A 26,242-nucleotide genomic window follows, 5' to 3' on the forward strand; every position below is an offset into this window, starting at 1 on the left:
GAGGTTAAAACGATGTCAGCATGACTGACGGAGAGCGCGTCGGCGCCGTCGATCCAGCCGATCACCACGTCACTCGATGGTATCGCCCGGCATGCAAGCGTCAGGCCATTTGCCTTGTCTTCCTCCGTCAGCGAAAAAGGCGTGTGCTTGAGAAGTTCGACCTCGCCCGAAATCAGCCTCGACTTGCAGGCGCCGCAGCGGCCCATGCGACAGCTGTGCGGATAAGCAACGCCCGCCGCCAGGGCGGCCTGAAGTACGGTCTCGCCCTGTGCCACCGTAATGCTGCGGTCGATCTGCGGCAGGTGAATGGTATGGGGAAAAGCCATCTGCCTGCTCCCTATTCCGCCGCCGCGAGCTTCAGGCCCGCAGGTGTGTCCGTGAGCGGCGCCCGGAACGTTTTCAGGCGCAAGGCATTCGTCAGCACGAAGACGCTGGAAAGCGCCATGGCTCCGGCGGCAAGGACAGGCGACAGCAGAACGCCGTTGACAGGATACAATATTCCAGCCGCGACGGGAACGAGAGCCGCGTTATAAGCGAAGGCCCAGAAGAGATTCTGACCGATATTGCGGATGGTCGCCTTCGAGAGCGCAATTGCATTGGCCACGCCGCGCAAGTCGCCGGACATCAGCACCACATCGGCGCTTTCGATCGCGACATCCGTGCCGGTGCCGATGGCCAGACCAACATCGGCGGCGGCAAGCGCCGGCGCATCGTTGATGCCATCGCCGACAAAAGCGACACGTCGTCCACCGGCAGAAAGCTTCTTGACCGCCTCCACCTTGCCATCGGGCAGCACTTCCGCAACCACCTCGTCAATGCCAAGGCGACGGGCGATTGCTTCCGCGGTGCGGCGGTTATCCCCGGTGATCATAACGACCTTGAGACCCAGCGCATGCAGCGCTGCAATCGCTTCCGGTGTCGATTGCTTGACCGGATCGGCAACGGCGATAATTGCGGCCAGCCTGCCATCGACGGCAGCATAAAGAGGCGATTGCCCTTCCCTGCCCAGGCGTTCGGCAACATCTGCGAAACTGCCGACATCGTAACCGAGCTTCGTCATGAACCGGTCCGCACCCGCCTCCACCTTGCGGCCATCCACCTGCGCCGCGACACCGAAACCTGGCGTGGCCTCGAAGGCTTCAGCATTGGCGAGCACCATCCCGCCATGTTTCGCGGCCTCGACGATCGCTTCCGCAATCGGATGTTCGGAGTGATTTTCCAGCGAGGCGACAAGGCGCAGCACTTCATCCGTGTCGAACCCCTGCGTCGTCGCAAAATGCACCAGTTTCGGCTTGCCGAGCGTCAGCGTGCCCGTCTTGTCGACCGCGATCACATCGGCGTCGCGCAGCGTCTGAAGCGCATCGCCACGGCGAAACAGCACGCCCATTTCGGCGGCGCGGCCGGTACCGACCATGATGGAGGTCGGCGTGGCAAGACCCATGGCGCAGGGGCAAGCAATGATGAGAACCGCAACCGCGTTGACGAGCGCGAAGGTCAAAGCCGGATCGGGGCCGAAGATGAACCAGACGGCAAAGGTGGCGAGTGCGGCAAGCATGACGGCCGGCACGAACCAGCTGGTCACCTTGTCCACCAGCGCCTGGATAGGCAGCTTGTCGGCCTGAGCCTCCTCAACCATGCGGATGATCTGGGCAATCAGCGTATCGGCACCCACCTTGGTGGCGCGCAAGGTCAGGGAACCATTGCGGTTGACCGTACCCCCGACAACCTCCGAACCCGCCGTCTTGGTGACAGGGACCGGCTCGCCCGTGATCATCGACTCATCGACATAAGAAGAGCCGCTGAGGACCAACCCATCGACCGGCACCTTTTCGCCTGGGCGAACGACGATGACATCGTCCACGCGCACGTCCTGCAGCGGCACATCGACGGTTTCGCCATCGCGCAGCACCCGTGCTGACTTGGCCTGCAGGCCGACCAGCCGCTTAATTGCTTCGCTGGTGCGGCCTTTGGCCCGCGCCTCCAGAAAGCGCCCGAGCAGGATCAGCGTAACGATGACCGCTGCGGCTTCATAATAGACATTGGCCGTGCCGCTCGGCAGGATTCGTGGCAGGAAGGTGGCCACAACCGAAAATCCCCAGGCGGCGGCCGTGCCGAGCACGACGAGCGAATTCATATCCGGCGCAAGCCGCAAAAGCGCTGGGATGCCCTTTTTGAAGAAGCGCAGACCGGGACCAAAGAGAACCAGCGTCGTCAGGACAAATTGCAGATACCAGCTTTCCCGCATGCCGATCGTTTCCATCACGACATCATGGATGACGGGTATCAGATGAGAGCCCATTTCCAGCACGAAGACCGGGAGCGTGAGAACCGCCGCTAGGGCAAGGCTGATTTTGAGGTGACGGAGCTCCGCTTCGCGCTTGTCCTGCTCCTCACCGGGCGCCTTGTCGGCAACGATCTCGCTTGCGCTGTAACCGGCCTTTTTGATGGCGTCAGCAAGCTGGGCAGGCGATGCGGCGTTGCCGGCAACGCGAACGGTTGCGCGCTCGGTCGCGAGGTTGACGCTGGCGCTCGAGACACCGGATACGGCCTTCAACGCCTTCTCGACGCGTCCCACGCAGGAGGCGCAGGTCATGCCTTCAATATTGAGCTCGATCGTTTTTTCATCGACGCCGTAACCGGCCTGCCGCACCGCCTCGATAACGGCGGGCACATCCGGCGGCCCGGAAAAGGCGATGTCGGCCCGTTCCGTTGCCAGATTGACCGAGGCCTTCACAACGCCGGGCACCTTGGCAATCGCCTTTTCAACGCGACCGACACAGGAGGCGCAGGTCATGCCGTCGATCGCGATCTGGTGACTGGCACGGATCTCCATTTGTGACATGCGTATGACCCCTTTCTTCCTGTACTGGAAAAAAGATAGGGCTTCCCATCGTGGCAAGGTCAATAGGTTCTTTTCGATAAGTTTCGCCTTCGCACAAATGCCGTGTTTGGCAGTATCTCCCCGCCCCCCTCACCGACACAAATGATGGTAATCCAAAGGAAAAACAGCTTCGATGTACGGTTTCTTTGGGTCGCTTCAGGAACAATCCACCTGCACCTCGGTTGGATTGGCTCTAACAATCAGGAGGCAGATTGATGAAGAAGACCATTCTAACACTCGCGCTCGCGCTCGCCGCCAGCACCGCCATGGCGCAATCTGCAACGGAAACGACGGGCATTAATTCCGCGCTCGGCGTTGCGCCAAAAACCGAAGACTTCGTGATGCAGGTTTCTGCCAGTGACCTCTTCGAAATCGAATCGAGCAAGCTCGCGCTGACCAAGGGCGACGAGGCGACCAAGGCCTTCGCCCAGCAGATGGTTACGGAACACGAAAAAACCAGCTCGGAACTGAAAGCTCTTCTTTCTGGAGGCAAGGTGAAGGGGACGCCCGCTACTGCGCTTACCGATGATCACAAGGAAGAAATCGACGATCTCGCCAAACTCGATGGCGCCGAATTCAACGAAGAATATATCGACGACCAGGTCGACGCTCATGAGGATGCGGTCGACCTTTTCAAGCGCTATGCTGAAGGCGGGGACAATGCGGAGCTGAAGGCCTGGGCAGCAAAAACCCTGCCGGCGCTGCAACATCACCTTGAAATGGCTCAGGGTCTCGACAAGAAGTGACCATCACCCCCGGCCAGCCGCATCATAGCGCTGGCCGGCCCCATCACCCCGCATTGACAAAGGAATGGAGCTGGTGCGGACGGCGGGACTTGAACCCGCAAGACCAATGGTCGGCAGATTTTAAGTCTGCTGCGTCTACCGATTTCGCCACGTCCGCATCGCGGCGTCCCCTGTCGTTTAGATGCAGGGGCGCTGCGACTATTTTCCACTCGGGCAGCAACCATATGGCGTTAAACCCAAGTGAATGGTGCCTCATCTACACAGGCTGGCATGTCCCGGTCAACGGGGCCTCAGCCACACCACGACTGATTTTTTGCAGATGCCGGGTGGGCGAGGCCTTCGCGCACGAGTTGATCGGCAAAGGAGACGCCGGAACGGGAGAGCCGTTTACGGTCTGCCGCCTGCCCGCCCGCATCACCTGAAGCGGAGACGTCGAAAGCGCCGGCATTCAGCATGTCGCGAAGCCTGACCTTTGCGATGAAGCCGCGCTGACGCTCTTCCATGCAGCGCGCACGGTCGATCTGCGGCACCTCAATGCCGGCAAGCTGCATCTTCACGCCCTTCATCCAGAAGGTATTGCCGTCCGCGACGCAGTTGTTGAGGCCAGAGCGGCCGCAAAATGCGAAGGCGCCCGCCTTTTCGCCAAGCGATACTTTCTCGATTGCTGGGCGAGGTTCAGGCTGGATAGCGGCAACCTGGGTGGGCTGCGAGACGGATGGCATGGCGATGGCGCGCGGCGGCACGGGACCGCTGCCGGGTAAGGCGGGCGATGAAGGACGGATAGAAGCGACCTTCTCTGGCGTGACCGCCTCGCGCTTGGGCACGGTCGCGACCTTCGGAGCGCTGGCGGATGACGATGACGTGGCCTTCGCGACGTGACGTTGCGGCATAAGGCTATCGCGATGTTCATAGGCCTGGATGCCGCCGGCGACCACGCCCAGCATCAGCACCCAGGGCCAAACGCTGCCGCCGCTCGATTTCTTCGCCGTGCGGCGTCGCGCTGTCGATTTTCGGTTGCTCACGATCGGACTCCTTTCAACGGAGCCGCATTATCGGCCAAAGGAGTTTCCGAAAGGTTGGCGAGCAGCCGGTGCTTCGCATTTCGCTCTATCCGCGAAAATACCTAACTCTTTGTTTTTTCAGGGACGATGTGCGGGAACGATTAAAACAGCTGTGGAAAAACCGTTAACGCACCTGATCGAGCAGGCGTTTGCATTCGAGGAGATCAAACAGCGCTTCCTGCAACAGGGCCTGATCGTCCTTGCCGATGCTTGATTTGCCCACCGAAATTTCAGCATCACTATTGCCGCCACCGAAGCCGAAAAAGCGGCCGCTCGGCTTGGCTTTCGGGCGACCGACAACCTCGTCACCATCGGTATCGATCACGCGTGGCTCGGCGACTTCCTTCTCACCGCTTGCAGCCATGATGGCTTCCATGGTCGCGAGATCACCGGAGGCAATGGCTGCCACGAAACGGTTGCCGTTGGCTTTCAGAAGTTTTTGTACACCCTTGATGGTGTAGCCATGGTCATAAAGAAGGTGTCGAATGCCCTTGAGCAGATCGATATCGTCGGGACGATAATAACGGCGGCCCCCACCCCGTTTCATCGGCTTGATCTGCGGAAAGCGCGTCTCCCAGAACCGCAACACATGCTGCGGCAGGTTCAGCTCGTCCGCCACTTCACTGATCGTCCGGAACGCGTCGGGGCTTTTGTCCAAATTTCCACTCCTATCCAAACCGGAGCGCCATGCACCTGGCCGGACACTGAACGAGAACGCCTGTCACCGCTGGGAACCATTGCTGTCTACCAAGACCCGCGCAGACACCGTTGCGGTAAATACAAATCACTAAAATTGATTATGATGTGAGTCGACCAGATTTCAACGGCTTGCCCGTTGAATTTCAAGTGTGTTCACAGGAAGAATGGTAAAACTGTGTTGCAATGTCGCCCGAAGACGAGGTCCTGACGGACTGCCGGGCTGCTCAAGCCCCGGTCTTCTGGCCCTTCTGCTTGGCCTTGCGGGCCGTGTGAGCCTTCAGAATACGCTGTTTCAGCACGTTCGATGCCTTGAAGGTCATCACCCGACGCGGCGAAATCGGAACTTCCTCACCCGTCTTCGGGTTGCGTCCGATACGCTCATTCTTTTCCCGGATCTGGAAGGTTGCGAACGACGATAGCTTTACAACCTCGCCACGGGTGATCGCGTTGCATATTTCGTCGATGATCGTTTCGACCAGTTCGGCGGATTCGGTGCGGGACAGCCCGACTTTACGAAACACAGATTCTGCAAGATCTGCGCGTGTCACTGTCTTCCCGGCCATTTTTCCCCACAAACCGTGTCTGAATTTTTCTCTAGGAGCCGCCGAGATTATTTCCCTTGTGGCGACCGGTCAAGGGATTGTTCCAGATTCATTGGAGGCTTTCGGCAATCACTGCAAGGGCTTAGGTGACCGGTACGGTTTTGCAACAGGGCGGGGCCGCTTTGGCGCTTCGTGAGGGGCGCGGGGGCAAAAAACACGGCGGAATTCGCGCCGCCGCGCTCTCAAACGAAGAAAAATGCCCTACCAGCGCAGCAGGACGGCGCCCCAGGTGAAGCCACCGCCCATAGCCTCCAGCATGACGAGATCACCCTTCTTGATGCGTCCGTCGCCCGCCGCAACCGCAAGCGCCAGGGGAATGGAGGCAGCCGAGGTATTGCCGTGCTGATCGACGGTTATGACGACCTTTTCCGGGTCGATGTTGAGCTTCTTGGCGGAGCCGTCGATGATGCGCTTGTTGGCCTGGTGGGGGACCAGCCAGTCGAGGTCATCCGATGTCGTGCCCGTCGCTTCGAAAGCCTGCTCGATGACGTCGGTGATCATGCCAACGGCATGCTTGAAGACCTCCCGGCCCTCCATGCGCAGATGGCCGACCGTGCCGGTCGTGGACGGTCCGCCGTCGACATAGAGCTTTTCCTTGTGCGAGCCGTCGGACCGCAGCTGCGCCGTCAGAATACCGCGATCGGCAGAGGTGCCCTCGCCTTCGCCCGCTTCCAGAACCAGCGCGCCGGCGCCGTCGCCGAAGAGAACGCAGGTGGTGCGGTCCTTCCAGTCGAGGATCCGCGAGAAGGTTTCAGAACCGATCACCAGGACGCGCTTGGCCATCCCGCCGCGGATATAGAGATCGGCGGTCGACACCGCATAGACAAAGCCTGAGCAGACGGCCTGCATGTCGAAGGCGAAGCCATGGGTCATGCCAAGACGGTTCTGGATGTTTACAGCCGTCGCCGGAAACGTATTGTCCGGCGTCGAGGTAGCCAAAATGATGAGATCGATATCGTCGGGCGTGAGTCCGGCATTGTCGAGCGCCGCACGCGCTGCTGCCTCGCCGAGCGACGCCGTGGTTTCGTCATCGCCAGCGATATAGCGCTGCTTGATGCCGGTGCGCTGCACGATCCATTCGTCGGATGTCTCCACGACACCTTCGATTTCGCTGTTGGTCATGACACGCTTCGGAAGCGCTGCCCCGAAACCACGAACTATAGAGCGGATCATTCCCTTATTCCTCGTCAGCCACGAGAGCTTCGGGCGCCGGGGGCGGAAGCCGTCTTGCGTGGTAAATTTTCAGATCATTCTCAATCTTGGCCGTGAGGCCGTTATGAACCATGTCGTAGCCGACATCGACGGCCGACGCAAAACCAACGGCATCCGTCCCGCCATGGCTCTTGATGACGATGCCGTTGAGGCCCAGAAACACGCCACCATTGACCTTTCGCGGGTCCATTTTTTCTCTCAGCACATCGAAGGCGCTTTTTGCCAGTATATACCCGATCTTCGCAAAGAAGCTGCGGGAGATCGCCTCACGCAGAAGCGTGGTAATCTGGCGTGCGGTCCCTTCGGCGGCTTTCAGCGCGATGTTGCCGGTAAAGCCTTCCGTCACCACCACATCCACCGTGCCCTTGCCGATATCGTCACCTTCAACGAAGCCGCGATAGTCGATGGTGCCAAGATCGGCCTCGCGGATCAGCCGGCCTGCCTCGCGAACCTCTTCCTGGCCCTTGACCTCTTCAACACCGACATTGAGCAGGCCCACGGTCGGACGGTCGATATCGAACAGCGCGCGGGCCATGGCCCCGCCCATCAGGGCGAAATCGAGAAGTTGCTGGGAATCGGCGCCTATCGTTGCACCGATGTCGAGCACGATGCTTTCGCCCTTCAGCGTCGGCCAGATGCCGGCGATTGCCGGGCGCTCCACCCGCGCCATGGTGCGCAAACAGAATTTCGCCATGGCCATCAGCGCACCTGTGTTTCCGGCAGAAACGGCCACGTCGGCTTCATTGAGTTTCACTGCCTCGATCGCGCGCCACATGCTGGAGACGTAGCGGCCACGGCGCAAAGCCTGGCTCGGCTTTTCATCCATGCTGACCGAGACTTCGCAATCATGGAAGACCGATTTCTCCCGGAGTGCGGGATATTGTGCCAGAATGGGCTCGCATTTGCTCTTCTGCCCGTAGAGCAGAAAAGTTACATCGTTGTGCCGCTCCAGCGCCTTGGCAGCGCCGGGGATGGCAACATCTGGGCCGAAATCGCCACCCATGACGTCAATTGCAATTCTGATCACGCGTCCCTTATCCTTAACTGCCGCCAATCAAGCGGATTTTGCGCGAAAATACCTTTTCCGGCCTTCGTTACAATAAAATTATTTCCGCCCGGCTGGGCCATTCAGTCTTTTTTCCAGTCTTTCAGCACGGCAAAGGGCGATGGCCGCTTCTCTTCTTCAGGTTCTTTTTCGGCCGTTTCGGGAAACGCCGCATCCGGTTTGCGCGGATAGGGATCGATGGCAAGGGCGGCAAATTCGGCAACGACGGCGCCGACATCGATGCTGTCGCCTGTGAACTGATCGGGAATATCAGGGCCATCCGGATCGAGCACGATTTCGCCTTCCTCGTTGGTGACCATGCGGGCCAGTTTCGAGCCTTCCGGCACGAAAATCTGCTCGATGGTCTCATCGATCTTGCTCGAAACCGGCTCCAGCGTCACGACACAGGACTGCGTGACCGCCGCGTGCACCTCGCCTTTTACCTTCACACCATCCTTCTTCCAGCGGGATACCTGCAGCTCTGCCTTCAGATATTCGACGGAAACCACATCCCAGAATTTCGCCAGGGCCTTGAGTTCATCGGCGCTGGCTTCCAGACCAATCCTCACCGGATTGGCGGAAATATGGCCTACCTTGACGGGGTAGGAAAACGGCAGGTCGTCATTTGCGGGGTGTCGCGCGTTCATCGTGAACCTCATTGTCCAGGCAGGGGCAGCGTCAGGCTTCCGGTTGCTATCGTTTCTTCGGACTGGGCGGCAATGGCATCGGATGCTTGCATCATCCAGCCCGCCAGCCCTTCCATGTCCGGCGCCTTGTCATCTGCCTGCGGATATATATTGCGCCGGAGCGCTGCGGCAAGAGCAGCGCGGTCGGAGGCATCCAGCGCCGAAGCGTAGGATTCGAGCCGTCCATAAAACATCCCGGCAAATTTTTTCATGCGTTTCGGCACGCCCTGGTCACCGATCCCAAGTTCCCTGATCGAATGATCGAGGTCCTGAAAAAAAGCGTCGACGATTTCCTGGGCGATTTCCTGGCCGCTGACGCCAGAGGATTTGGTGCGACGGAAATAGAGAATCATGACGGCCGAGAGCATCTCGAAACGGCCCATGACCGTATCCGGCACACCCAGATCGAGGTAAAACCCAGGCGTGCGGGCCGCCGCCGTCAGCGTGGCATATTGCCTGTCGACGATGGCCCGATTGTTGTTTTTCTGTCTGAAAAGCCCGAATATCATCGTTTTTTTTCCGAACGGGACGGGTGAATGCGCTAACCGCCCATCGCACTTGTTGCATGATCGTCAAAGCTGGTTTACCGAAGCATCCACGAATTGCAATGCTGTCGCGGTCACGTTCGTCTTTGGGCTGAAACAGTCGAAGAGAACCGGAGGGGCTCCAAACGTCCGGGAAAGCATTGAATTTGGGGGGTGATCGGGATTTTCCGTCCCCGGATTGACACAATCATGTGCACAGACACTGTGCACCACGCAATGCCGGAAGGTGCCATTCATGATCGCAGTCGGGGAAAAGCAGTTGAGCAAGCAGAAATCCGCAAGTCACGGCAAAATTCTGAGCAAGACCGCCATTGCAATCGTGCTCGCATCCGGTCTGCTTTCCGCCTGCACCAGCACGACAGATGTTTTCCACAACGGCTACGTCATGGACGAGCAGTCGCTCCAGCTGATCCCCGAGGGTTCGAGCCGCGAGCAGGTGCTGCTGACTATGGGCACGCCTTCCACGACCGCGACGTTCGGCAACGAGGTGTTCTATTACATCTCGCAGAAGCGCGTGCGCCGTGCCGCCTTCATGAAGCCGTCTCTGGTCGAGCAGAACATTCTCGCGATCTATTTCAACAAGGATGGCGTGATCGAGCGCAAGGCCAACTACACGCTGCAGGACGGCAAGGTCTTCGATACGATTTCGCGCACCACGCCGACGGGCGGCAAGGACCTCACCTTCCTCCAGCAGCTGCTCTCGGGCGGCACGTCGGGCGCCAACATCGCCAAGAGCATTCTCGGCCAAAGCGGCAACGCTCCCTGACGGTGGCGGGAGTGAGACATTCAAAGGCCCGGGGATCGCTCCCCGGGCCTTTTCATTTGGCGGATTAACAAGCCTTAGTGGGCGAGAACGGCGAGCAGCAGCAAGGCAACGATGTTCGTTATCTTGATTGCAGGATTGACGGCCGGACCAGCCGTATCCTTGTAGGGATCGCCGACCGTATCACCCGTTACCGACGCCTTGTGTGCGTCCGATCCCTTAACGTGGCGCACGCCATCCTTGTCGACGAAGCCATCTTCGAAGCTTTTCTTGGCATTGTCCCAGGCGCCGCCGCCCGAGGTCATGGAGATCGCCACGAACAGGCCGTTGATGATGACACCAAGCAGTGACGCGCCCAATGCTGCGAAGGCCGATGCCTTGGAACCGGAAATGGCGAGCACGCCGAAATAGACGACGATGGGCGCCAGAACCGGCAGCAGCGAAGGGATGACCATCTCCTTGATTGCCGCACGCGTCAGCAGGTCTACGGCCTTGCCATAGTCCGGCTTTTCCGTGCCGGCCATGATACCGGGCTTTTCGCGGAACTGCCGGCGCACTTCCTCGACAATCGAACCCGCGGCCTTGCCGACAGCCGTCATGGCAATGCCGCCAAAGAGATAGGGAATGAGACCGCCGAACAGCAGGCCGGCAACCACGTAAGGATTGGCGAGGCTGAAGGAAATCTCGCCGACATCCTTGAAGTAGGGATAGGTATCGCCATTGGCCGCGAAAAAGGAAAGGTCGTTGGCATAAGCGGCAAATAGAACCAGCGCGCCGAGACCGGCCGAGCCGATGGCATAACCCTTGGTCACGGCCTTGGTGGTGTTACCGACCGCATCCAGCGCATCAGTCGCCTTGCGCACATCGGGATCGAGGCCTGCCATCTCGGCGATACCGCCCGCGTTGTCGGTGACGGGGCCGAAGGCGTCGAGGGCGACGATCATACCGGCGAGGCCGAGCATGGCCGTCACCGCGATGCCGGTACCGAAGAGGCCACCGAGCTGATAGGTGCCGATGATGCCGCCGACGATGACGATGGCGGGCAGTGCTGTCGACTCCAGAGAGACGGCAAGGCCCTGGATGACATTGGTGCCGTGGCCGGTAACCGAGGCCTGTGCGATGGAATTGACCGGACGCTTGTTGGTACCGGTGTAATATTCGGTAATGACGACGATCAGAGCCGTCACGACGAGGCCCACCAACCCGCAGAAGAAGAGGTTGGTGCCTGTTATCTCCATGCCGGCCACAGTCCCGACCGTGCCCCAGCCGATCGTCGCATGGGTGGCGACCGCAAGACCGACGACCGAGAAGACGCCGGTGGCGATGAGCCCCTTGTAAAGCGCGCCCATGATGGAATTATTAGTGCCGAGCTTGACGAAGAAGGTGCCGGCAATCGACGTCAGGATGCAGGCGCCGCAGATCGCCAGCGGATAGACCATGGCGCTATCAAGCACCGGCGTCCCGGCAAAGAAAATGGCCGCGAGAACCATGGTCGCAACGACGGAGACGGCATACGTCTCGAAAAGATCGGCCGCCATGCCAGCGCAATCCCCGACGTTGTCACCGACATTGTCGGCAATGGTCGCGGGGTTGCGCGGGTCGTCCTCGGGAATGCCTGCTTCCACCTTGCCGACGAGATCACCGCCGACATCGGCGCCCTTGGTAAAGATGCCGCCGCCGAGACGGGCGAAGATGGAGATCAGCGACGCGCCGAAGCCAAGCGACACCAGCGCATCGATCACTTCTCGCGAGCCGGGCGCGTGGCCCATCACCGACGTCAGGACGAAATAATAGATGGAGACGCCCAGCAGCGCCAGGCCAGCCACCAGCATGCCGGTGATGGCGCCCGATTTGAAGGCGATATCGAGACCAGCGGAAAGGCTGTGGGATGCAGCCTGCGCGGTGCGAAGATTGGCGCGCACGGACACATGCATGCCGACAAAACCGGCAACCCCGGACAGAACCGCGCCAATGATGAAGCCGATGGCGGCCATGGATGAGAGAAGATACCACGCCAGAACGGCGACGATCAGGCCGACGATGGCGATGGTGAGATACTGACGGGTGAGATAAGCCTGCGCACCTTCACGGATATAACCTGCTATTTCACGCATGCGCTCGTTGCCCTGATCGGCATCGAGAACGCTCTTGGTGGCCCATGCCGCGTAAACCACGGACAGGACACCGCATAAAATTACTATCGGTATTACGGTCATGCGCACTTACCTCCCAAAAGGCCGGGTCTCACTCCCTCCCCGGCGCGGCGAAACCTTGTGCAGAGGGGGATGGACGGCGTGTCCGAAGTCCCCCGATTGGGCATTTGTTCCCCTCCCAAGGAAAAATGTCCTCAGTGCCGAGATTGCGTTGGCGAAAGGTGTCGCGTCAAGCCCACAAATTTGCCTGAAACTTGAAAGGGGTAGCGCGCGGCGCGCGACTCAGGCGGCTTTTTTCTGCTTGGTGAGGATAAGTGAGAGGACGAGCAGGAGGCAAAGGCCGGCAACCGGCCAGATAACGAGGTTCATCACCGACCAGCCCCAGGCCGTGAAAACCTTGCCCGATGAAAAGGACGACAGCGCTACCGTGCCGAACAGCACGATATCGTGGAAGCCCTGCACCTTGTCCGCCTCCTGCGGGCGGTAGCTGGACGTAATGATGGCGGTCGCGCCGATGAAGCCGAAGTTCCAGCCAAGGCCAAGCAGGATGAGCGCCGCCCAGAAGTTCCACAATTCGATGCCCATATGCGCGACGATGGCGCAGGCCATCAGAATGATGAGGCCGGACGCGACGATCTTTTCAGCGCCGAACCTGGAGATCAGCATGCCCGTGAAGAAGCTTGGGCCGAACATGGCAAGCACATGCCACTGGATGCCGAGCGTGGCGAGTTCGGTGGGGAAACCGCAGCCGACGACCATGGCGAGCGGTGCGCCGGTCATCATGAAGGTCATCAGCGCGTAAGAGCCGATGCCGCAGATCATGCCGGTGATGAAACGCTGGGTGCGCACGATTTCCGACAGCGGCCTTGCCGCTTCGGCATGCGTCGCGGCGGTTTTTGGGTCGGGTAATTTCAGAAAGGCCAGAATGGCGATCGCAACCAGACCAAGCGGCACAAGGGCGATGAAAGCACCGGCGAAGGTGACCGGAGCCAGAAGGTCCTTGCCGACGATGGCCAGCTGCGGCCCGACAATGGCGGAGATGATGCCGCCTGCCAGGATCCAGGAGATCGCCTTCGGCTTGTAGAAGGAGGGCGAAGCATCGGCGGCGGCAAATCGGATTTTCTGGGTAAAGCCGCCGGAAATGCCGATCAACAGCAGGCCAAGCGCAAACAGCCAGAAATCGGAGCGAAAGAGAGCGACCGCGGCAATGCCGCCGCCGATGGAGCACATCAGCGCACCGACCATGAAGCCCGCCTTGCGACCGAGGAAGCGGGATGCGGCCGCCACGCAGATCGCGCCGAGCGCGACGCCGATGTTGAAGCCTGTCAAGGGCGCAGTCGCCAGTGACTTGTCAGCGCCAAGCAGCTGATAGCCGGCAAGCGCGCCGACCGAAAAGCTCATCGGCGCGGCCGATCCCATGATCGCCTGCGCCATGGTGAGAAGGAAGACGTTGCGCTTCGCCTCGCCCAGTTGAACTTCAAGTCCGGGGACGGAAACGGCGCTCATGTCTTCCTCATCTCACGTATTTTAGCGTTTTGCCTCGCCGCGCACCTGCTTGGCGATGCGGTCCAGAACCGCATTCACCAGCTTCGGCTCGTCGTGCTCGAAGAAAGCACGGGCGATTTCGACATATTCGGTCACGATGACGGCGACCGGTACGTCCTTGCGCTCGAGAATTTCAAAGGCGCCGGCACGCAGAATGGCGCGCACGGTAGCATCGAGACGCGACAGCGGCCAGTCTTCCAGAAGGGCGGAGCGCACCAGCGGGTCGATCTTCGTCTGGTCGCGCACGACGCCCGAGACGATCGAACGGAACCACGACGGATCTGCCTTAAGATAGGTATCGCCATCGACTTCCTGGCCGAGACGGTGTGCCTCATATTCGGCAACCACTTCCATAACGCCGGTTCCGCCGACATCCATCTGGTACAGCGCCTGCACGGCCGCAAGGCGGGCCGCGCCGCGCTGGTTGGCGGGCTTTACCGAAGGCTGGCGCGGTTCACCGCCGTTTTCAACATCCGACATGCGTTCAGCCACCCAGTTTCTTTTTCAGCTCGATCATGGTCAGCGCCGCACGGGCGGCGAAACCGCCCTTGTCCTTGTCGGTGCGGCGCACGCGCGCCCAGGCCTGCTCGTCGTTCTCGACGGTGAGAATGCCGTTGCCGATCGGCAGCGATTCGCTGACGGCGAGATCCATCAGGGCGCGGGAAGATTCGTTGGCGACGATATCGAAGTGATAGGTCTCACCACGAATGACCATGCCCAGCGCAACAAAACCGTCATATTCCGTGCCGTCATTGTCGGCGCCGTCAAGCGCCATGGCGATGGCGGCCGGGATTTCGAGTGCGCCGGGAACGGTGATGACGTCATAGGTGGCGCCGGCTTCATCGAGCGCGAACTTCGCGCCTTCGAGAAGGGCATCGGCCATATCGTCATAAAAACGTGCTTCCACGATAAGAAGATGGGGTTTGGACATGATATTTTCCTGAAAAGCTTGATGCCGGATCATACCGGCTTTTGCGGCGGTCAAACCACGGCTGGCTGTTTTTGGCAAGCAATTTCATGTGTCGGCGGCGCAAGAGGCCGCGTCTGCCGGGCATTTGGCCCGGGTTTGCGCCCCCGACGCGGCTCCCCGGGAATCAGGTTTTCTGGAAGGCGAGATGGACGCCGAGCCCCATCAGCACCGTTCCGGCGGCGCGGCGGGCCAGAGCCTGCGTGGTGCTCGATCGTTTCAGACGCCCGACCATCGCGCCTGCAAGAAGCACGCCGACGAGATCGGCGGAGGAGAAAATGAAATTGACGGCGATGCCGAGGATCAGGAACTGCAGCCAGACGGGAAAAGCGGCCGACGGATCGACAAATTGCGGCAGAAAGGCAAGAAAAAACAGCGCGGTCTTCGGGTTGAGCACATCCACGATGATGCTGTCGACGAAGGCCCGACGTGCCGATTTCGGTTCAACGGTCAGATTGACCGCCTCCCCTTCCATTTTGCTACGCACCATCGAGAAACCGAGCCAGACCAGATATAGCGCGCCGCACAGCTTCACCGCGAGGTAAAGCCACGGCACCGCCTGAAACAGCACGGAAAGGCCGGCGGCAGCCGCGAAGATGTGGAAATAGCAGCCAACATGGATGCCGAGCACAGCCATCAGCCCGGCAAACCGGCCACGCGCCATGGTTTGCGCGGCCGCGTAAAGCATGGCCGGGCCGGGAATATAGGCAAACAGGGCAGTGGTGATGAAAAAGGCTATGAGCAGCTCATAGGACGGCATGATGGTTCCGCTACCTCATTTGGCCAGCAGTCGATTTCAGGCGACCGAGCGATATCTGTAAAACCTTCCACGTTCGACCGGAAGTGTGGCGGCGACCGACACCGAATAGGATCAAACCCGCGGCTCCTCCTCCGTCATGCCGGACTTGATCCGGCATCCAGCCGACGCGCGTCTGCGCGGCGAGAAGTGTTCTTTCAGCCCAAGGACTTGGGCTGGCTGGATTCCGGCTCAAGGCCGGAATGACGGGAGAAGGAAGAGTCCGCGAACACAATAAAACGCCGAGCCTCCTCAGCTCACGCCGAAGGAAACTCTGCGAGCCTTGCCGCGTAGCGCGCCATGGTGTCGACTTCGAAATTGACGAAATCGCCCGGCTGGCGTTCACCCCAGGTGGTGACGGTAAGCGTGTGGCGGATCAGGAGAACGTCGAAATCGGTGCCATCGACGGCGTTGACGGTGAGCGAGGTGCCATCGAGTGCGATGGAGCCCTTGGGCGCCACGAATTTCGCCAGATGTTCCGGCGCGCGCAGGCGGATGCGCACCGCCTCGCCTTCCGGCTCAACCGACAGGATTTCCGCCTTGCCGTCCACATGGCCGGAAACGATGTGGCCGCCGAGTTCGTCGCCGATCTTGAGCGCGCGCTCGAGATTGACATGCGTGCCCTTCTGCCAACTCGCAATCGTGGTGAGGCGCAGCGCTTCTTCCCAGGCCTCAACCTCGTACCAGCGCTCGTTGCTTCCGTCTTCCGGCAGCTTCGTTACCGTCAGACAAACGCCGCCGTGGGAAATGGATGCGCCCATATCGATGGTCTTCGGATCGTAATTGGTCGCCACGCGCAGGCGAACACCCTCCGGCAGCGCTTCCAGCTCGGAAACGGTTCCAACGTCGGTGACAATTCCGGTAAACATCAAATCGGCCTTTCATAACAGAAGCAGCGGTCCGGCCCGTAAGCGGTTTCGCTGATCAGAGCATAGTCGCCCGTGATATCGGCACGGCTGAGCGGCGTTTCAATGCCGCCCTTGCCGATGACGACAGGGCTTTCGAACAGCATGATACGATCCACCAATCCAGCTTCAAGGAATGATTTTGCGGCAAAGGCGCCGCCTTCGACCAGAAGTTCCGACATGCCGCGTTCGGCGAGGGTTTGGAGGAGGTGTTCGAGCGACGGGGCTTCGAGAATCTGGACGCCGGCGTCGGTCAGGAGCTGGCGGCGTTGGTCGGGGTTACCCCCCACTGCCCTGCCGGGCATCTCCCCCACAAGGGGGGAGATCGGCAAGGGGCTGTCCGCTCGTTCAAATTGCGTCTCAGGCGCAACCTCTTCAGCCGTCGATGCAGGGCGGAGCAGCGCTCCATCGATCTCCCCCCTTGTGGGGGAGATGCCCGGCAGGGCAGAGGGGGGTAAAGCGGCAACCACTACCGGAACTTCACGCGCACTTCGCACCAGCTTCGACGTCAGCGGCAACTCAAACTGCCGATCCAGCACGATCCGCACCGGCGAGCGGCTCTCCATACCGGCAATGCGCACCGTCAGTTCCGGATCATCCGCAATCGCCGTCCGGATACCAACGAGAATGCAGTCGCAGCGCGCCCGCAGCTCATGCACGGCATGGCGAGACTCGGGACCGGTGATCGCCACCTGCCCCTCGCCTCGCCTGCCGATCATGCCGTCAGCAGAAACCGCAAGCTTCAGAATCACATGCGGGCGTTTTTTCAGCTGTCTTGTGAGGTAACCGGCGAGCGCCCTTTGCGCTTCGCCACGCAGCAGCCCGGTTTCCACGACAATGCCGGCATCGCGCAATATCTGATAACCGCGGCCGGAAACGCGCTCATCCGGATCGTCTACCGCCACCACGACACGGGCAACCCCATATTCCACCAGCGCGTTCGCGCAGGGCGGGGTTTTGCCCCAGTGGGAACAGGGTTCGAGCGTGACATAGGCGGTTGCGCCCCGCGCCGCCTCGCCGGCCAGCTCCAGCGCCTGGCGTTCGGCATGGGGCCGGCCGCCGATGGCGGTCACGGCTTCGGCGATGATTTTTCCATCCTTGACGAGAACACAACCGACTGAGGGGTTGGTCAGCGTCTGGCCCTGGTGGCGAAGCGAAACCTCGATGGCGCGGGCCATGAACCTTTCGTCATCGGCACGGCTCGTCACGGCTAGACTCCACCATCCGTATCACGGGCGATCTTGGCGTTGATTTCGGCAATCACGTTCTCGAAATCCTCGGCATGGCTGAAATCGCGATAGACCGAGGCGTAACGCACGAAGGCTACGTCATCGAGGCTCTTCAGCGCCTCCAGAACCTGCAGGCCGATTTCTTCCGAGGGGATTTCCGTCTCGCCGGAGCTTTCCAGCCGGCGGGCAATGCCCGACACGGCCCGCTCGATCCGGTCACGATCGACCGGTCGCTTGCGCAGCGCGATCTCGAAGGAGCGCACCAGTTTTTCGCGGTCGAAGGGAAGCTTGCGGCCGCTTTTCTTGATGACCATCAGCTCGCGCAGCTGCACGCGCTCATAGGTCGTAAAGCGGCCGCCGCAATCCGGGCAGATGCGCCGCCGGCGGATGGAGGTGTTGTCCTCCGCCGGACGCGAGTCCTTGACCTGTGTGTCTTCGGAACCGCAGAATGGGCAGCGCATCGTCTTCTGTCCTTACATGTAGGGATACATCGGGAAACGGTCCGTCAGGCCGACGACCTTTTCACGCACCGCAGCCTCGACGGAGGCATTGCCTTCATCCGAATTGGCAACCTTCAGACCATCGAGAACCTCGACGATCAGCTTGCCGATTTCGCGGAATTCCGCTTCCTTGAAACCGCGCGTCGTCCCGGCCGGCGTGCCGAGACGGACACCCGAGGTAACGAAGGGCTTTTCCGGGTCGAAAGGAATGCCGTTCTTGTTGCAGGTTATGTAGGCGCGGCCGAGTGCGGCTTCCGCGCGCTTGCCTGTCGCGTTCTTCTTGCGAAGGTCAACCAGCATCAGGTGGTTGTCGGTGCCGCCAGAGACGACATCGAGACCGCCTTCGATCAGGGTTTCAGCCAGCGCCTTGGCGTTCTTGACGACCTGTGCGGCATAGTCCTTGAATTCAGGCTGAAGGGCCTCACCGAAGGCGACGGCCTTGGCGGCGATGACATGCATCAGCGGGCCGCCCTGCAGGCCGGGGAAAACGGCGGAGTTGAACTTCTTTGCCAGATCCTCGTCGTTGGTGAGGATCATGCCGCCGCGCGGGCCGCGCAGAGACTTGTGCGTGGTGGTGGTCGCAACATGGCAATGCGGGAACGGCGAAGGATGCTGGCCACCGGCGACGAGACCGGCGATGTGCGCCATATCGACCATCAGGTAAGCGCCGACTTCATCAGCGATTTCGCGGAAGCGCTTCCAGTCCCAGACACGGGAATAGGCGGTGCCGCCAGCAAGGATGAGCTTCGGCTTATGTTCCTTGGCCTTGCGTTCCACTTCGTCCATGTCGAGCAGGTTGTCGCCTTCGCGCACGCCGTAGGACACGACGTTGAACCACTTGCCGGACATGTTGACCGGGGAACCATGCGTCAGGTGACCGCCCGAGTTGAGGTCGAGGCCCATGAAGGTGTCGCCAGGCTGGAGCAGCGCGAGAAACACGGCCTGGTTCATCTGCGAACCGGAGTTTGGCTGAACGTTGGCGAAGTTGACGCCGAACAGCTTCTTTGCGCGCTCGATCGCGAGCTCTTCAGCGATGTCGACGAACTGGCAGCCGCCGTAATAACGCTTGCCCGGATAACCCTCGGCATATTTGTTGGTCATGATCGAACCCTGCGCTTCAAGCACGGCGCGGGACACGATGTTTTCCGAGGCAATCAGTTCGATCTCGTGGCGCTGGCGACCCAGTTCCTTCTCGATCGCGCCGAAAATATCCGGATCGGCTTCGGCAAGCGGGCGGGAGAAGAAAGCATCTGTGTTCGACATGATGAAGGCTCCTGAAACAGTAATGCGATGGGGTCTTAGCGCCCTGCCCCGACAAGAGCAATACGAGCAGCGAGATTTGCCCGTCAAACTGCGACGTCGCGACGAAAAGTGGCAGTTGTTTTTTTTAAAGTAGCGGCGAGAGGAGAAAAAGCCGCACGTAGCGGAGAGGATCAGACTTGTGAGGAAAGACGACAAGCTTTCCTCCCGTCATGCCGGACTGGATCCGGCATCCAGCCACGGCGCGTCTGCGCCGTGAAAGGGCTCTCTCGCGATCAAGGACTTGATCGCACTGCCCCCCGGATCAGGTCCGGGTGACGGCGTATGAGGGCTACGCCGCACCCGGCGAAGCGCGGCCTTCATTCGCGGTAAGAAACTAACAGCAAAGCCCGATCAGTTGCGCGGCAGCAGATCGTCGTCCACGGCACCAGCCGGCTGTTCCATGCCCGCCGTCGTGTTCAGCGCCAGTTCGGCATTGCCGTCCTTGCCGTAGATATCGTCGCGGAACTGAACCACGCCGTCCTTCGCCGACCATGCGGTGATATAGACGAAGTAGACGGGCACTTCCTGTGCGAGCTTGATCGGCGTGTTGACGCGCGAGGCGATGACGCGTTCCATTTCCTGGCGCGACCAGCCGGGCGTGTCGCGCAGCAGCCACGACGTCAGGTCGCGCACGTTCTGCACGCGAACGCAACCGGAGGACTCGAAACGCATCAGCTTGTTGAACAGGCCCTGCTGCGGCGTGTCGTGCATGTATTCGTTGTTCGGGTTGTGGAAGTTGATCTTCGTCGAGGACATGGCGTTGATCTTGCCGGGGTCCTGGCGGAACATCAGGTTCGGCGCCTTCGGTGCGAACCAGTCGACCGTGGTCGGCGAGACTTCCTGTCCCTTGCCGTCGATGAGGCGGATGTTGTTCCGCTCCAGATAGGTCGGGTCCTTCTGCATCAACGGCACAATGTCCTTTTCGACAATCGAGCGCGGCGCGGTCCAGTAAGGATTGAGAATGACCTCGTAGATCTTGGAATTGATAACGTGCGTGGGACGGCTGGCGCGGCCGACAACGGCAGTATTGCGCAGCACGACGCGTTCGTTTTCAACGGCTTCGATGGCGGCGGCCGGAATATTCACCATCAGATGACGCTGACCGAGATCGCCGGACATCGACTGGATGCGCACAAGGTTGGTCTGCAGCTGCGCCAGGCGGATCTGCGCGGAGACATTGAGCGCCTTGGTGGTGTATTCGCCGCTGACGCCATCAGCCGGAAGGCCGTGACGGGCCTGGAAACGCTTCAGCGCGCCGTCGACATAGGAGTCGAAGGCACTGGAAATGCCGGCTTCGCGCGGCAGGTCGCCCGATACCATCAGACGCTGGCGCAGCGCCTGAACGGAGGGATCGGAAACGCCGATCTGCAGACGCTGCTGGGATACCGGCACTTCCGGCCAACCGCCATTCTGCACGATCTGCTGATATTGCATGATCGCCTGCTGCATGTAGACAGGGGCCTCGCGGCCGAGGACCGGATTGTTGGAGACGACACCAACGGCTGAACGCGAGGTATTGGCATCAAACTGGTCATCCCAGTTGCCACGGCGCGACGAGCCCATGAGATCGTTCAGCGCGTTCTGCGCAAGAGCCGGCGCAGCAAGTGCAGCAACACCAACGGAAACGGCCGAACGCAGCAGCGTGCGGCGCGATACGGATTCGGAAACGGGTTTTTTTGTCATTCTACCTACCAGCCACTCTCTCAGGCATTCTGAACAATGCCTAAACCAATATGATTAACAAACACGTATAACGCGCCTGCCGGCCGGTAATACTCGATACGCCATGATCAGGGCGCTGGTGTCTGGCATTACAGTCGAACACTTGCCGCAACAACAGGAGAAACAGCCGGCTCCTATGCCTTTGCGCCTCCCATATCAATATGGCCGATTCGTGTCACGGGGCCGTTCTCACGAAGCTGTGTTCGCCTGAAATACAGGGCGATGAGAGAGATTCGGGCTCTTGCTTGACAGCCCCGATCGGACGACGTCAGCCGCCGGAATCCTGAAAGCCGGGAGCATGCGAATGCCCCCGGCCTGAAGAGTGGATCGTCGCGAATTAGAGACGGTAAGCGATCGAGTCGTTCCAGAAGCGATCGAGGCGCTGCAGCAACTTGTTCATTTCAGAGAACTCGCCGGTGCCGATGCCGCCGACCTTTTCGATGGAGCCAACGTGGCGTTCATAAAGGCGGGCGACCGTTTCGGCGATTTCCTGGCCCTTTTCGGTCAGGCTGATGCGGACCGAGCGGCGGTCGACGCGAGAACGCTGGTGGTTGATGAGACCGAGGTCGACCAGCTTCTTGACGTTATAGGAAACGTTCGAGCCGAGGTAGTAACCACGCGAACGAAGCTCGCCGGCGGTCAGTTCCGAATTGCCGATGTTGAACAGCAGCAGAGCCTGAACGGCGTTGACGTCATCGCGACCCTGACGGTCGAACTCATCCTTGATGACATCGAGGAGACGGCGGTGGAGGCGTTCCACCAGATGCAGCGACTCCATGTAGAGCGAGCGGATGGTATCTTCATGTGCATCGGCAACAACGGCCTGGGGCTTAACTTTGCTATTGATCATGACTGCCTCACTGTTTTGTTTGGCGGTGTGTTTGTTTGTCTCCCGCCTTGAGTGAGAACCTAATCAATGCGCATAAAATTCTACTTAAAAGCTACGATTAACAAATGGTTACCGGCATTTTGTCCGCAGGCCCCAACTTGTGGCGAAGCGGGACCGGGTAGATATCGCCTCATATAAATCAACGACTTACAGAAAAAAATCTACCTGAAACCCGGCCGAATTGCTTTATTCTTATGGTAAATCAATTCTTGCGCGCTCTTCATTCTGGCGCTGATCAAGCCAGAAAGCGACCAGGAATAGTATATAAATGGTTGCCACAAGACCATGCATCACAGGCACCAGCGTGTTGGCGCCGAAGATATGCGGCCACACCTTATACATGGCGATCTGTGTCCCTGCCCCCATGACCCACATGACGGCGCCCCAGGAGGCGCCGAGCCAGAGACCGAGGGCGGCAACCGGGAAAATGACCGCGAGCGCACTGCCCGCCACACGCCAGGGAAGATTCAACATATCGAAACGTCCATGGCCGCCCAGCGAATAGCCTGTCAGCATCGCCCAATATTGCAGGCCGAACCAGAAACAGGACACTGCGACCAGTCTCATGAAGACCAGAAACAGGATTTCGGAAAGCGGGCGCTTCGGCAGAGGTTGAGAATCAGGTTCCATGGCCGGAAGATACGGTCTCGATGGGCGTGCGACCAGTCCATATTGAAACCCGCCGCGACGCTTGTCAAAGCCGCCGCGCCGGAGCGGTAGTTTAGACAGGGTAGATTGTCGCATTCGCATGGCGGGCGCTTCATGCTATGCAGCTTTCGAAATCTGATCGAAGGACATTCTCACATGCAGGACAAAACGCATCTGGTCGACGAGATCACCGGCCATCGCCGCATGCGGCGCAATCGCAAAGCGGATTGGACGCGCCGTCTGGTGCAGGAAAACCGCCTGACCGTTGACGATCTCATCTGGCCGGTGTTCGTCGTGCCGGGCAACAATATTCTTGAGCCGATCCCGGCCATGCCAGGCGTCAACCGCATGAGCGTCGATAAGCTGGTGGAAGCAGCGAAGGAAGCGGCCGACCTTGGCATTCCCGCCATCGCCACCTTCCCGAATATCGAGATGGAGCTGCGCGACGAGACCGGCTCCAACGCGCTCGAAGCAAACAATCTGATCAATCAGGCGACGCTTGCGGTCAAAAAAGCCGTCCCCAATATCGGCATGATCACCGATGTCGCGCTCGACCCCTTCACCAGCCATGGCCATGACGGCATCCTGCGCGGCGACGAGATCGTCAACGACGAGACCGTGGATCAGGTCGTCAGGGCGGCGATCCTTCAGGCGGAAGCCGGTTCGGACATTATCTCCCCATCGGAGATGATGGATGGCCGCATCGGCGCCATTCGTCGCGGTCTTGATGCGGCCGGGCACCAGAATGTCGGCATCATGGCCTATGCGACGAAATTCTCGTCGGGCTATTACGGCCCCTATCGCGAGGCGATCTCCACCGCTGGCCTGCTGAAGGGTGACAAGAACAGCTATTACATCAGCCCTGCCAATGGCATGGAGGCGATCCGCGACGCAGCGCTCGACGTGGAGGAAGGCGCCGATATGCTGATGGTCAAACCCGGCCTGCCCTATCTCGATATCTGTTGGCGGCTGAAGGAAAATTTTGGCCTGCCCACTTTCGCCTATCAGGTCTCCGGCGAATATACCCAGATCAAGGCCGCCGCCATGAATGGCTGGATCGACGGCGAACGCGTGATGATGGAAACGCTTCTCTGTTTCAAGCGTGCGGGCTGTGATGGCATTCTTACCTATTTCGCCATCGAAGCCGCACGGAAACTGGCGAAGGGGTGAAGGCCGAGGCTTATTGTATTCGGTCGTTTTCTTCCCATATTGTCTGCTGACACGGCACTCATGCCGCGCTGTCATGCCGTCTCAGGAGAAAACGACCGATGAGCCTCGACCAGAACCCCACCTATGCCGCACCGGATGACTGGCGCGCCTATAGCGGCGTCCTGAGCCGGCGGGTCTTCGCATTCCTGATCGATTACGCGATCGTTCTCCTCTTGTGCATCCCGGCTGCCGTGATCGTCTTTTTTCTCGGCATCATCACGCTTGGGCTTGGCTTCTTTCTCTACCCGGCGCTGTTCGTCATTGTCGCGGTGCTTTATTTCGGCATGACGCTTGGCGGCCCCTCGCAGGCCACCCCAGGCATGCGCGCCGTGGGAATTGCGATGGCGCGCATAGATGCTCAGCGAATCGATTTTCTGATGTCCACGGTGCACATTGTGCTTTTCTGGATCATCAACTCGGTTTTGACGCCGTTCATCCTGCTGGCAGGCCTGTTTACGGAGCGCTCACGCCTTGTTCACGACTTCCTGCTCGGCACCGTTATCGTCAGAACGCGCTAATTTAGCGGAAAGCCGCGCAAACCCGGCTTTCCGTGTGCCGAATAGCTCATCCCGCAGTTGACGTTTTCCGTCATTTTGCCATTCTGTGACATTATGCATGTCGCTTGAAGCGCCGCCGCCATCTCCGTGAAGTCACGGGGGCGCTTTATAACAGACGCAGGAGGCGATCACGGTTCGATGAACACGCAGGCGACGCCCTCTCCCCAATTCTATCTTACGGCGCCGGCCACATGCCCCTATCTGCCGAACCAGATGGAGCGGAAGGTCTTCACCCATCTTGTTGGCCCGCGCGCCGCTGAAATGAACGACTTGCTGACCCAGGGCGGTTTCAGGCGCTCGCAGAACATCGCCTATCGACCCGCCTGTGAGACCTGCCGCGCCTGCGTCTCCGTTCGCATCCTCACCGAGCAGTTCCAGCCGACGAAATCGATGCGACGCGTTCTCGCCGCCAACAAGGATGTCGTCGCCACCGTTCATGCGGCCGAACCCTCCACCGAACAGTTCGCCCTGTTTCGCCGCTACCTCGACCATCGGCACCAGTCTGGCGGCATGTCCGACATGTCGGCGCTTGATTATGCGATCATGGTGGAAGACACGCATGTGAACACCCGCATCATCGAATATCGCGTGCGCGAACCCGGCTCCGGCATCGATTCCAGCAAGCGCGGTGAGTTGCTGGCCGTGGCGCTCAGTGACGTGATGAGCGACGGCCTGTCGATGGTCTATTCGTTCTTCAACCCGGAACTCGAAAAGCGCTCGCTTGGGACCTACATGATCATCGATCACATCACCCGCACCCGCGCGCTCGGCCTGCCTCACGTCTATCTCGGCTATTGGGTCGATGGCTCGGAGAAGATGGGCTACAAGACCCGCTACCACCCGCAGGAGCATCTGACGCCGCGCGGGTGGGAGATTTATGTGCCCGATCCAATTTGAGTGCAAGTGTTGCAACTCCGTTGCAACGGCGTTACAACAATGTTATAACGCCGTTATAACATGGAGTGTCGAGCTATGAACGTGACGGTCCGCCGGATTGGTAACTCCGAAGGCATCATTATCCCAAAGGAAGTTTTGGATCGCATGGGCGTTAAGGCCGGCGACACCCTTGATCTCAATGAAACTAATGGTGAGTTGCGGGTGCGTGTTGCAGACGAGGCCTTCACACGGCAGCTGGAACATGCGCGCGTTTTCATGGACAAATACAAAGTCGCCCTGAAGAAACTTGCTGAATGACTGAGGTCATTTTCCTTGATGCCAGGACCGTCAAGCAGCTTCACAAGATGCAGATCGAAAATTTCGGTGGCACGCATGGGCTGCGCGATGAAGGAATGCTGGATTCGGCCTTAAACAGGCCCATTAATAAGTCTGGTTATGGTAGCGGCGACATCTGTGATCTCGCCGCCGCTTATCTTTTTAGATTGGCGAGAAATCATGCGTTTCTCGACGGCAATAAACGGATCGCTATTGTAACCGCCGGTATCTTCCTGATGGAAAACGGTTTCATGATCCAAAGCGAAGAAGCACGACTTTATCAATTCGTTATGGCCGTAGCTTCTGGAGAGATCGATGAGGATGGCGTGAGCCGGTTCCTCAAAGATCATATCGTCCCATACCCGTAA

General features: G+C 59.7%; 27 protein-coding genes, 1 tRNA gene and 1 pseudogene. 7 read left to right on the forward strand and 22 right to left on the reverse strand.

Annotated features, from left to right (window positions below):
* Nucleotides 1-38 precede the first annotated feature (38 nt).
* Nucleotides 39-326 (reverse strand): annotated as a pseudogene (locus FS804_RS03815) (2Fe-2S iron-sulfur cluster-binding protein); the annotation flags it as partial.
* An 11-nt stretch (nucleotides 327-337) separates the two neighbouring features.
* A complete protein-coding gene (locus FS804_RS03820; protein WP_063951282.1) occupies nucleotides 338-2,842 on the reverse strand; it encodes a heavy metal translocating P-type ATPase in 2,505 nt (834 codons plus the stop codon).
* A gap of 254 nt (nucleotides 2,843-3,096) precedes the next feature.
* On the opposite strand from FS804_RS03820, the gene FS804_RS03825 reads away from it, so the two are divergent.
* Nucleotides 3,097-3,627 carry a DUF4142 domain-containing protein gene (locus FS804_RS03825; RefSeq protein ID WP_063951283.1) on the forward strand — a complete coding sequence of 177 codons (531 nt, stop codon included), beginning with the start codon at nucleotides 3,097-3,099 and terminating at the stop codon, nucleotides 3,625-3,627.
* A gap of 71 nt (nucleotides 3,628-3,698) precedes the next feature.
* Here FS804_RS03825 and FS804_RS03830 read toward each other — a convergent pair.
* From FS804_RS03830 to FS804_RS03865, 8 genes are all read right to left on the reverse strand, one after another.
* Nucleotides 3,699-3,784, reverse strand: a tRNA-Leu gene (locus tag FS804_RS03830).
* Nucleotides 3,785-3,917: 133 nt separating this feature from the next.
* Nucleotides 3,918-4,649 carry a nuclease gene (locus FS804_RS03835; protein ID WP_144574860.1) on the reverse strand — a complete coding sequence of 244 codons (732 nt, stop codon included), beginning with the start codon at nucleotides 4,647-4,649 and terminating at the stop codon, nucleotides 3,918-3,920.
* A gap of 163 nt (nucleotides 4,650-4,812) precedes the next feature.
* A complete protein-coding gene (locus FS804_RS03840) occupies nucleotides 4,813-5,346 on the reverse strand; it encodes a MerR family transcriptional regulator (protein ID WP_003502237.1) in 534 nt (177 codons plus the stop codon).
* A gap of 265 nt (nucleotides 5,347-5,611) precedes the next feature.
* Complete coding sequence (locus tag FS804_RS03845; protein WP_063951285.1) at nucleotides 5,612-5,950, reverse strand: integration host factor subunit alpha; 339 nt, start codon at nucleotides 5,948-5,950, stop codon at nucleotides 5,612-5,614.
* Between the two features lie 240 nt (nucleotides 5,951-6,190).
* Nucleotides 6,191-7,162, reverse strand: a complete 972-nt coding sequence (locus tag FS804_RS03850) for a beta-ketoacyl-ACP synthase III (RefSeq protein WP_063951286.1) — start codon at nucleotides 7,160-7,162, stop codon at nucleotides 6,191-6,193.
* A 4-nt stretch (nucleotides 7,163-7,166) separates the two neighbouring features.
* Nucleotides 7,167-8,228 (reverse strand): phosphate acyltransferase PlsX, encoded by a 1,062-nt coding sequence (plsX, locus tag FS804_RS03855; protein WP_144574863.1) that lies wholly within the window; start codon nucleotides 8,226-8,228, stop codon nucleotides 7,167-7,169.
* A gap of 101 nt (nucleotides 8,229-8,329) precedes the next feature.
* On the reverse strand, nucleotides 8,330-8,893 hold the full coding sequence (locus tag FS804_RS03860; RefSeq protein WP_063951393.1) for a DUF177 domain-containing protein: 564 nt from the start codon (nucleotides 8,891-8,893) through the stop codon (nucleotides 8,330-8,332).
* Nucleotides 8,894-8,901: 8 nt separating this feature from the next.
* Complete coding sequence (locus FS804_RS03865; protein WP_063951288.1) at nucleotides 8,902-9,441, reverse strand: ubiquinol-cytochrome C chaperone family protein; 540 nt, start codon at nucleotides 9,439-9,441, stop codon at nucleotides 8,902-8,904.
* 271 nt (nucleotides 9,442-9,712) lie between these two features.
* Here FS804_RS03865 and FS804_RS03870 point away from each other — a divergent pair, with 271 nt between their 5' ends.
* Nucleotides 9,713-10,243, forward strand: a complete 531-nt coding sequence (locus FS804_RS03870; protein ID WP_063951289.1) for an outer membrane protein assembly factor BamE — start codon at nucleotides 9,713-9,715, stop codon at nucleotides 10,241-10,243.
* A gap of 74 nt (nucleotides 10,244-10,317) precedes the next feature.
* On the opposite strand, the gene FS804_RS03875 is transcribed toward FS804_RS03870, so the two are convergent.
* The 12 genes from FS804_RS03875 to FS804_RS03930 all read right to left on the reverse strand — a co-directional run bounded on the left by FS804_RS03875 (nucleotide 10,318) and on the right by FS804_RS03930 (nucleotide 22,878).
* Nucleotides 10,318-12,456, reverse strand: coding sequence for a sodium-translocating pyrophosphatase (locus FS804_RS03875; RefSeq protein ID WP_144574866.1), 2,139 nt, complete (start codon nucleotides 12,454-12,456; stop codon nucleotides 10,318-10,320).
* 219 nt (nucleotides 12,457-12,675) lie between these two features.
* The gene (locus FS804_RS03880) at nucleotides 12,676-13,899 is read right to left on the reverse strand and encodes an MFS transporter (protein ID WP_144574868.1); all 1,224 of its coding nucleotides are present in this window, start codon (nucleotides 13,897-13,899) and stop codon (nucleotides 12,676-12,678) included.
* A gap of 21 nt (nucleotides 13,900-13,920) precedes the next feature.
* A complete protein-coding gene (gene nusB, locus FS804_RS03885; protein ID WP_013635887.1) occupies nucleotides 13,921-14,418 on the reverse strand; it encodes a transcription antitermination factor NusB in 498 nt (165 codons plus the stop codon).
* Nucleotides 14,419-14,422: 4 nt separating this feature from the next.
* Nucleotides 14,423-14,902 carry a 6,7-dimethyl-8-ribityllumazine synthase gene (locus tag FS804_RS03890; protein ID WP_077225130.1) on the reverse strand — a complete coding sequence of 160 codons (480 nt, stop codon included), beginning with the start codon at nucleotides 14,900-14,902 and terminating at the stop codon, nucleotides 14,423-14,425.
* A 130-nt stretch (nucleotides 14,903-15,032) separates the two neighbouring features.
* Nucleotides 15,033-15,665: a LysE family translocator gene (locus FS804_RS03895; protein ID WP_144574871.1), complete on the reverse strand. Its 633-nt coding sequence runs from the start codon at nucleotides 15,663-15,665 to the stop codon at nucleotides 15,033-15,035.
* A 293-nt stretch (nucleotides 15,666-15,958) separates the two neighbouring features.
* Entirely contained in the window at nucleotides 15,959-16,570 is a 612-nt protein-coding gene (locus FS804_RS03900) for a riboflavin synthase (RefSeq protein ID WP_144574874.1), read from the reverse strand.
* Nucleotides 16,570-17,814, reverse strand: coding sequence for a bifunctional diaminohydroxyphosphoribosylaminopyrimidine deaminase/5-amino-6-(5-phosphoribosylamino)uracil reductase RibD (ribD, locus tag FS804_RS03905; RefSeq protein WP_144574876.1), 1,245 nt, complete (start codon nucleotides 17,812-17,814; stop codon nucleotides 16,570-16,572). The genes FS804_RS03900 and ribD overlap by 1 nt, the downstream gene beginning before the upstream one ends.
* 2 nt (nucleotides 17,815-17,816) lie before the next feature.
* Nucleotides 17,817-18,296, reverse strand: a complete 480-nt coding sequence (gene nrdR, locus FS804_RS03910; RefSeq protein WP_063951297.1) for a transcriptional regulator NrdR — start codon at nucleotides 18,294-18,296, stop codon at nucleotides 17,817-17,819.
* 12 nt (nucleotides 18,297-18,308) lie between these two features.
* Nucleotides 18,309-19,598: a serine hydroxymethyltransferase gene (glyA, locus tag FS804_RS03915; protein ID WP_144574880.1), complete on the reverse strand. Its 1,290-nt coding sequence runs from the start codon at nucleotides 19,596-19,598 to the stop codon at nucleotides 18,309-18,311.
* Nucleotides 19,599-19,988: 390 nt separating this feature from the next.
* Nucleotides 19,989-21,320 (reverse strand): murein L,D-transpeptidase, encoded by a 1,332-nt coding sequence (locus tag FS804_RS03920; RefSeq protein ID WP_063951299.1) that lies wholly within the window; start codon nucleotides 21,318-21,320, stop codon nucleotides 19,989-19,991.
* A 376-nt stretch (nucleotides 21,321-21,696) separates the two neighbouring features.
* Nucleotides 21,697-22,206 (reverse strand): transcriptional regulator LdtR, encoded by a 510-nt coding sequence (ldtR, locus tag FS804_RS03925; protein ID WP_026363448.1) that lies wholly within the window; start codon nucleotides 22,204-22,206, stop codon nucleotides 21,697-21,699.
* 234 nt (nucleotides 22,207-22,440) lie between these two features.
* Complete coding sequence (locus FS804_RS03930) at nucleotides 22,441-22,878, reverse strand: DUF6163 family protein (protein ID WP_063951355.1); 438 nt, start codon at nucleotides 22,876-22,878, stop codon at nucleotides 22,441-22,443.
* 174 nt (nucleotides 22,879-23,052) lie between these two features.
* Between FS804_RS03930 and hemB the strand changes: the two genes are divergently transcribed.
* The 5 genes from hemB (at nucleotide 23,053) to FS804_RS03955 (ending at nucleotide 26,242) form a co-directional block, all read left to right on the forward strand.
* A complete protein-coding gene (gene hemB, locus FS804_RS03935) occupies nucleotides 23,053-24,066 on the forward strand; it encodes a porphobilinogen synthase (protein WP_144574883.1) in 1,014 nt (337 codons plus the stop codon).
* Between the two features lie 98 nt (nucleotides 24,067-24,164).
* Entirely contained in the window at nucleotides 24,165-24,623 is a 459-nt protein-coding gene (locus FS804_RS03940) for an RDD family protein (protein WP_144574886.1), read from the forward strand.
* Between the two features lie 177 nt (nucleotides 24,624-24,800).
* The gene (locus tag FS804_RS03945; RefSeq protein WP_144574889.1) at nucleotides 24,801-25,559 is read left to right on the forward strand and encodes an arginyltransferase; all 759 of its coding nucleotides are present in this window, start codon (nucleotides 24,801-24,803) and stop codon (nucleotides 25,557-25,559) included.
* 75 nt (nucleotides 25,560-25,634) lie between these two features.
* Entirely contained in the window at nucleotides 25,635-25,856 is a 222-nt protein-coding gene (locus FS804_RS03950) for an AbrB/MazE/SpoVT family DNA-binding domain-containing protein (protein WP_063951359.1), read from the forward strand.
* Entirely contained in the window at nucleotides 25,853-26,242 is a 390-nt protein-coding gene (locus FS804_RS03955; protein WP_063951360.1) for a type II toxin-antitoxin system death-on-curing family toxin, read from the forward strand. Before FS804_RS03950 ends, FS804_RS03955 begins: the two co-directional genes overlap by 4 nt.

The sequence above is a fragment of the Agrobacterium sp. DE0009 genome (genome assembly GCF_007680755.1).
Classification (GTDB): Bacteria; Pseudomonadota; Alphaproteobacteria; order Rhizobiales; family Rhizobiaceae; genus Agrobacterium; species Agrobacterium tumefaciens_B.

What these genes read in the sequence shown, in the direction of transcription:
- FS804_RS03820 (WP_063951282.1), bottom strand. Translation starts at nt 2,842, where the DNA reads ATGTCACAAATGGAGATCCGTGCCAGTCACCAGATCGCGATCGACGGC.
- FS804_RS03825 (WP_063951283.1), top strand. Translation starts at nt 3,097, where the DNA reads ATGAAGAAGACCATTCTAACACTCGCGCTCGCGCTCGCCGCCAGCACC.
- FS804_RS03845 (WP_063951285.1), bottom strand. Translation starts at nt 5,950, where the DNA reads ATGGCCGGGAAGACAGTGACACGCGCAGATCTTGCAGAATCTGTGTTT.
- FS804_RS03850 (WP_063951286.1), bottom strand. Translation starts at nt 7,162, where the DNA reads ATGATCCGCTCTATAGTTCGTGGTTTCGGGGCAGCGCTTCCGAAGCGT.
- FS804_RS03860 (WP_063951393.1), bottom strand. Translation starts at nt 8,893, where the DNA reads ATGAACGCGCGACACCCCGCAAATGACGACCTGCCGTTTTCCTACCCC.
- FS804_RS03865 (WP_063951288.1), bottom strand. Translation starts at nt 9,441, where the DNA reads ATGATATTCGGGCTTTTCAGACAGAAAAACAACAATCGGGCCATCGTC.
- FS804_RS03870 (WP_063951289.1), top strand. Translation starts at nt 9,713, where the DNA reads ATGATCGCAGTCGGGGAAAAGCAGTTGAGCAAGCAGAAATCCGCAAGT.
- FS804_RS03875 (WP_144574866.1), bottom strand. Translation starts at nt 12,456, where the DNA reads ATGACCGTAATACCGATAGTAATTTTATGCGGTGTCCTGTCCGTGGTT.
- FS804_RS03880 (WP_144574868.1), bottom strand. Translation starts at nt 13,899, where the DNA reads ATGAGCGCCGTTTCCGTCCCCGGACTTGAAGTTCAACTGGGCGAGGCG.
- nusB (WP_013635887.1), bottom strand. Translation starts at nt 14,418, where the DNA reads ATGTCGGATGTTGAAAACGGCGGTGAACCGCGCCAGCCTTCGGTAAAG.
- FS804_RS03890 (WP_077225130.1), bottom strand. Translation starts at nt 14,902, where the DNA reads ATGATCCGGCATCAAGCTTTTCAGGAAAATATCATGTCCAAACCCCAT.
- FS804_RS03895 (WP_144574871.1), bottom strand. Translation starts at nt 15,665, where the DNA reads ATGCCGTCCTATGAGCTGCTCATAGCCTTTTTCATCACCACTGCCCTG.
- FS804_RS03900 (WP_144574874.1), bottom strand. Translation starts at nt 16,570, where the DNA reads ATGTTTACCGGAATTGTCACCGACGTTGGAACCGTTTCCGAGCTGGAA.
- nrdR (WP_063951297.1), bottom strand. Translation starts at nt 18,296, where the DNA reads ATGCGCTGCCCATTCTGCGGTTCCGAAGACACACAGGTCAAGGACTCG.
- glyA (WP_144574880.1), bottom strand. Translation starts at nt 19,598, where the DNA reads ATGTCGAACACAGATGCTTTCTTCTCCCGCCCGCTTGCCGAAGCCGAT.
- FS804_RS03920 (WP_063951299.1), bottom strand. Translation starts at nt 21,320, where the DNA reads ATGACAAAAAAACCCGTTTCCGAATCCGTATCGCGCCGCACGCTGCTG.
- FS804_RS03930 (WP_063951355.1), bottom strand. Translation starts at nt 22,878, where the DNA reads ATGGAACCTGATTCTCAACCTCTGCCGAAGCGCCCGCTTTCCGAAATC.
- hemB (WP_144574883.1), top strand. Translation starts at nt 23,053, where the DNA reads ATGCAGGACAAAACGCATCTGGTCGACGAGATCACCGGCCATCGCCGC.
- FS804_RS03940 (WP_144574886.1), top strand. Translation starts at nt 24,165, where the DNA reads ATGAGCCTCGACCAGAACCCCACCTATGCCGCACCGGATGACTGGCGC.
- FS804_RS03945 (WP_144574889.1), top strand. Translation starts at nt 24,801, where the DNA reads ATGAACACGCAGGCGACGCCCTCTCCCCAATTCTATCTTACGGCGCCG.
- FS804_RS03950 (WP_063951359.1), top strand. Translation starts at nt 25,635, where the DNA reads ATGAACGTGACGGTCCGCCGGATTGGTAACTCCGAAGGCATCATTATC.
- FS804_RS03955 (WP_063951360.1), top strand. Translation starts at nt 25,853, where the DNA reads ATGACTGAGGTCATTTTCCTTGATGCCAGGACCGTCAAGCAGCTTCAC.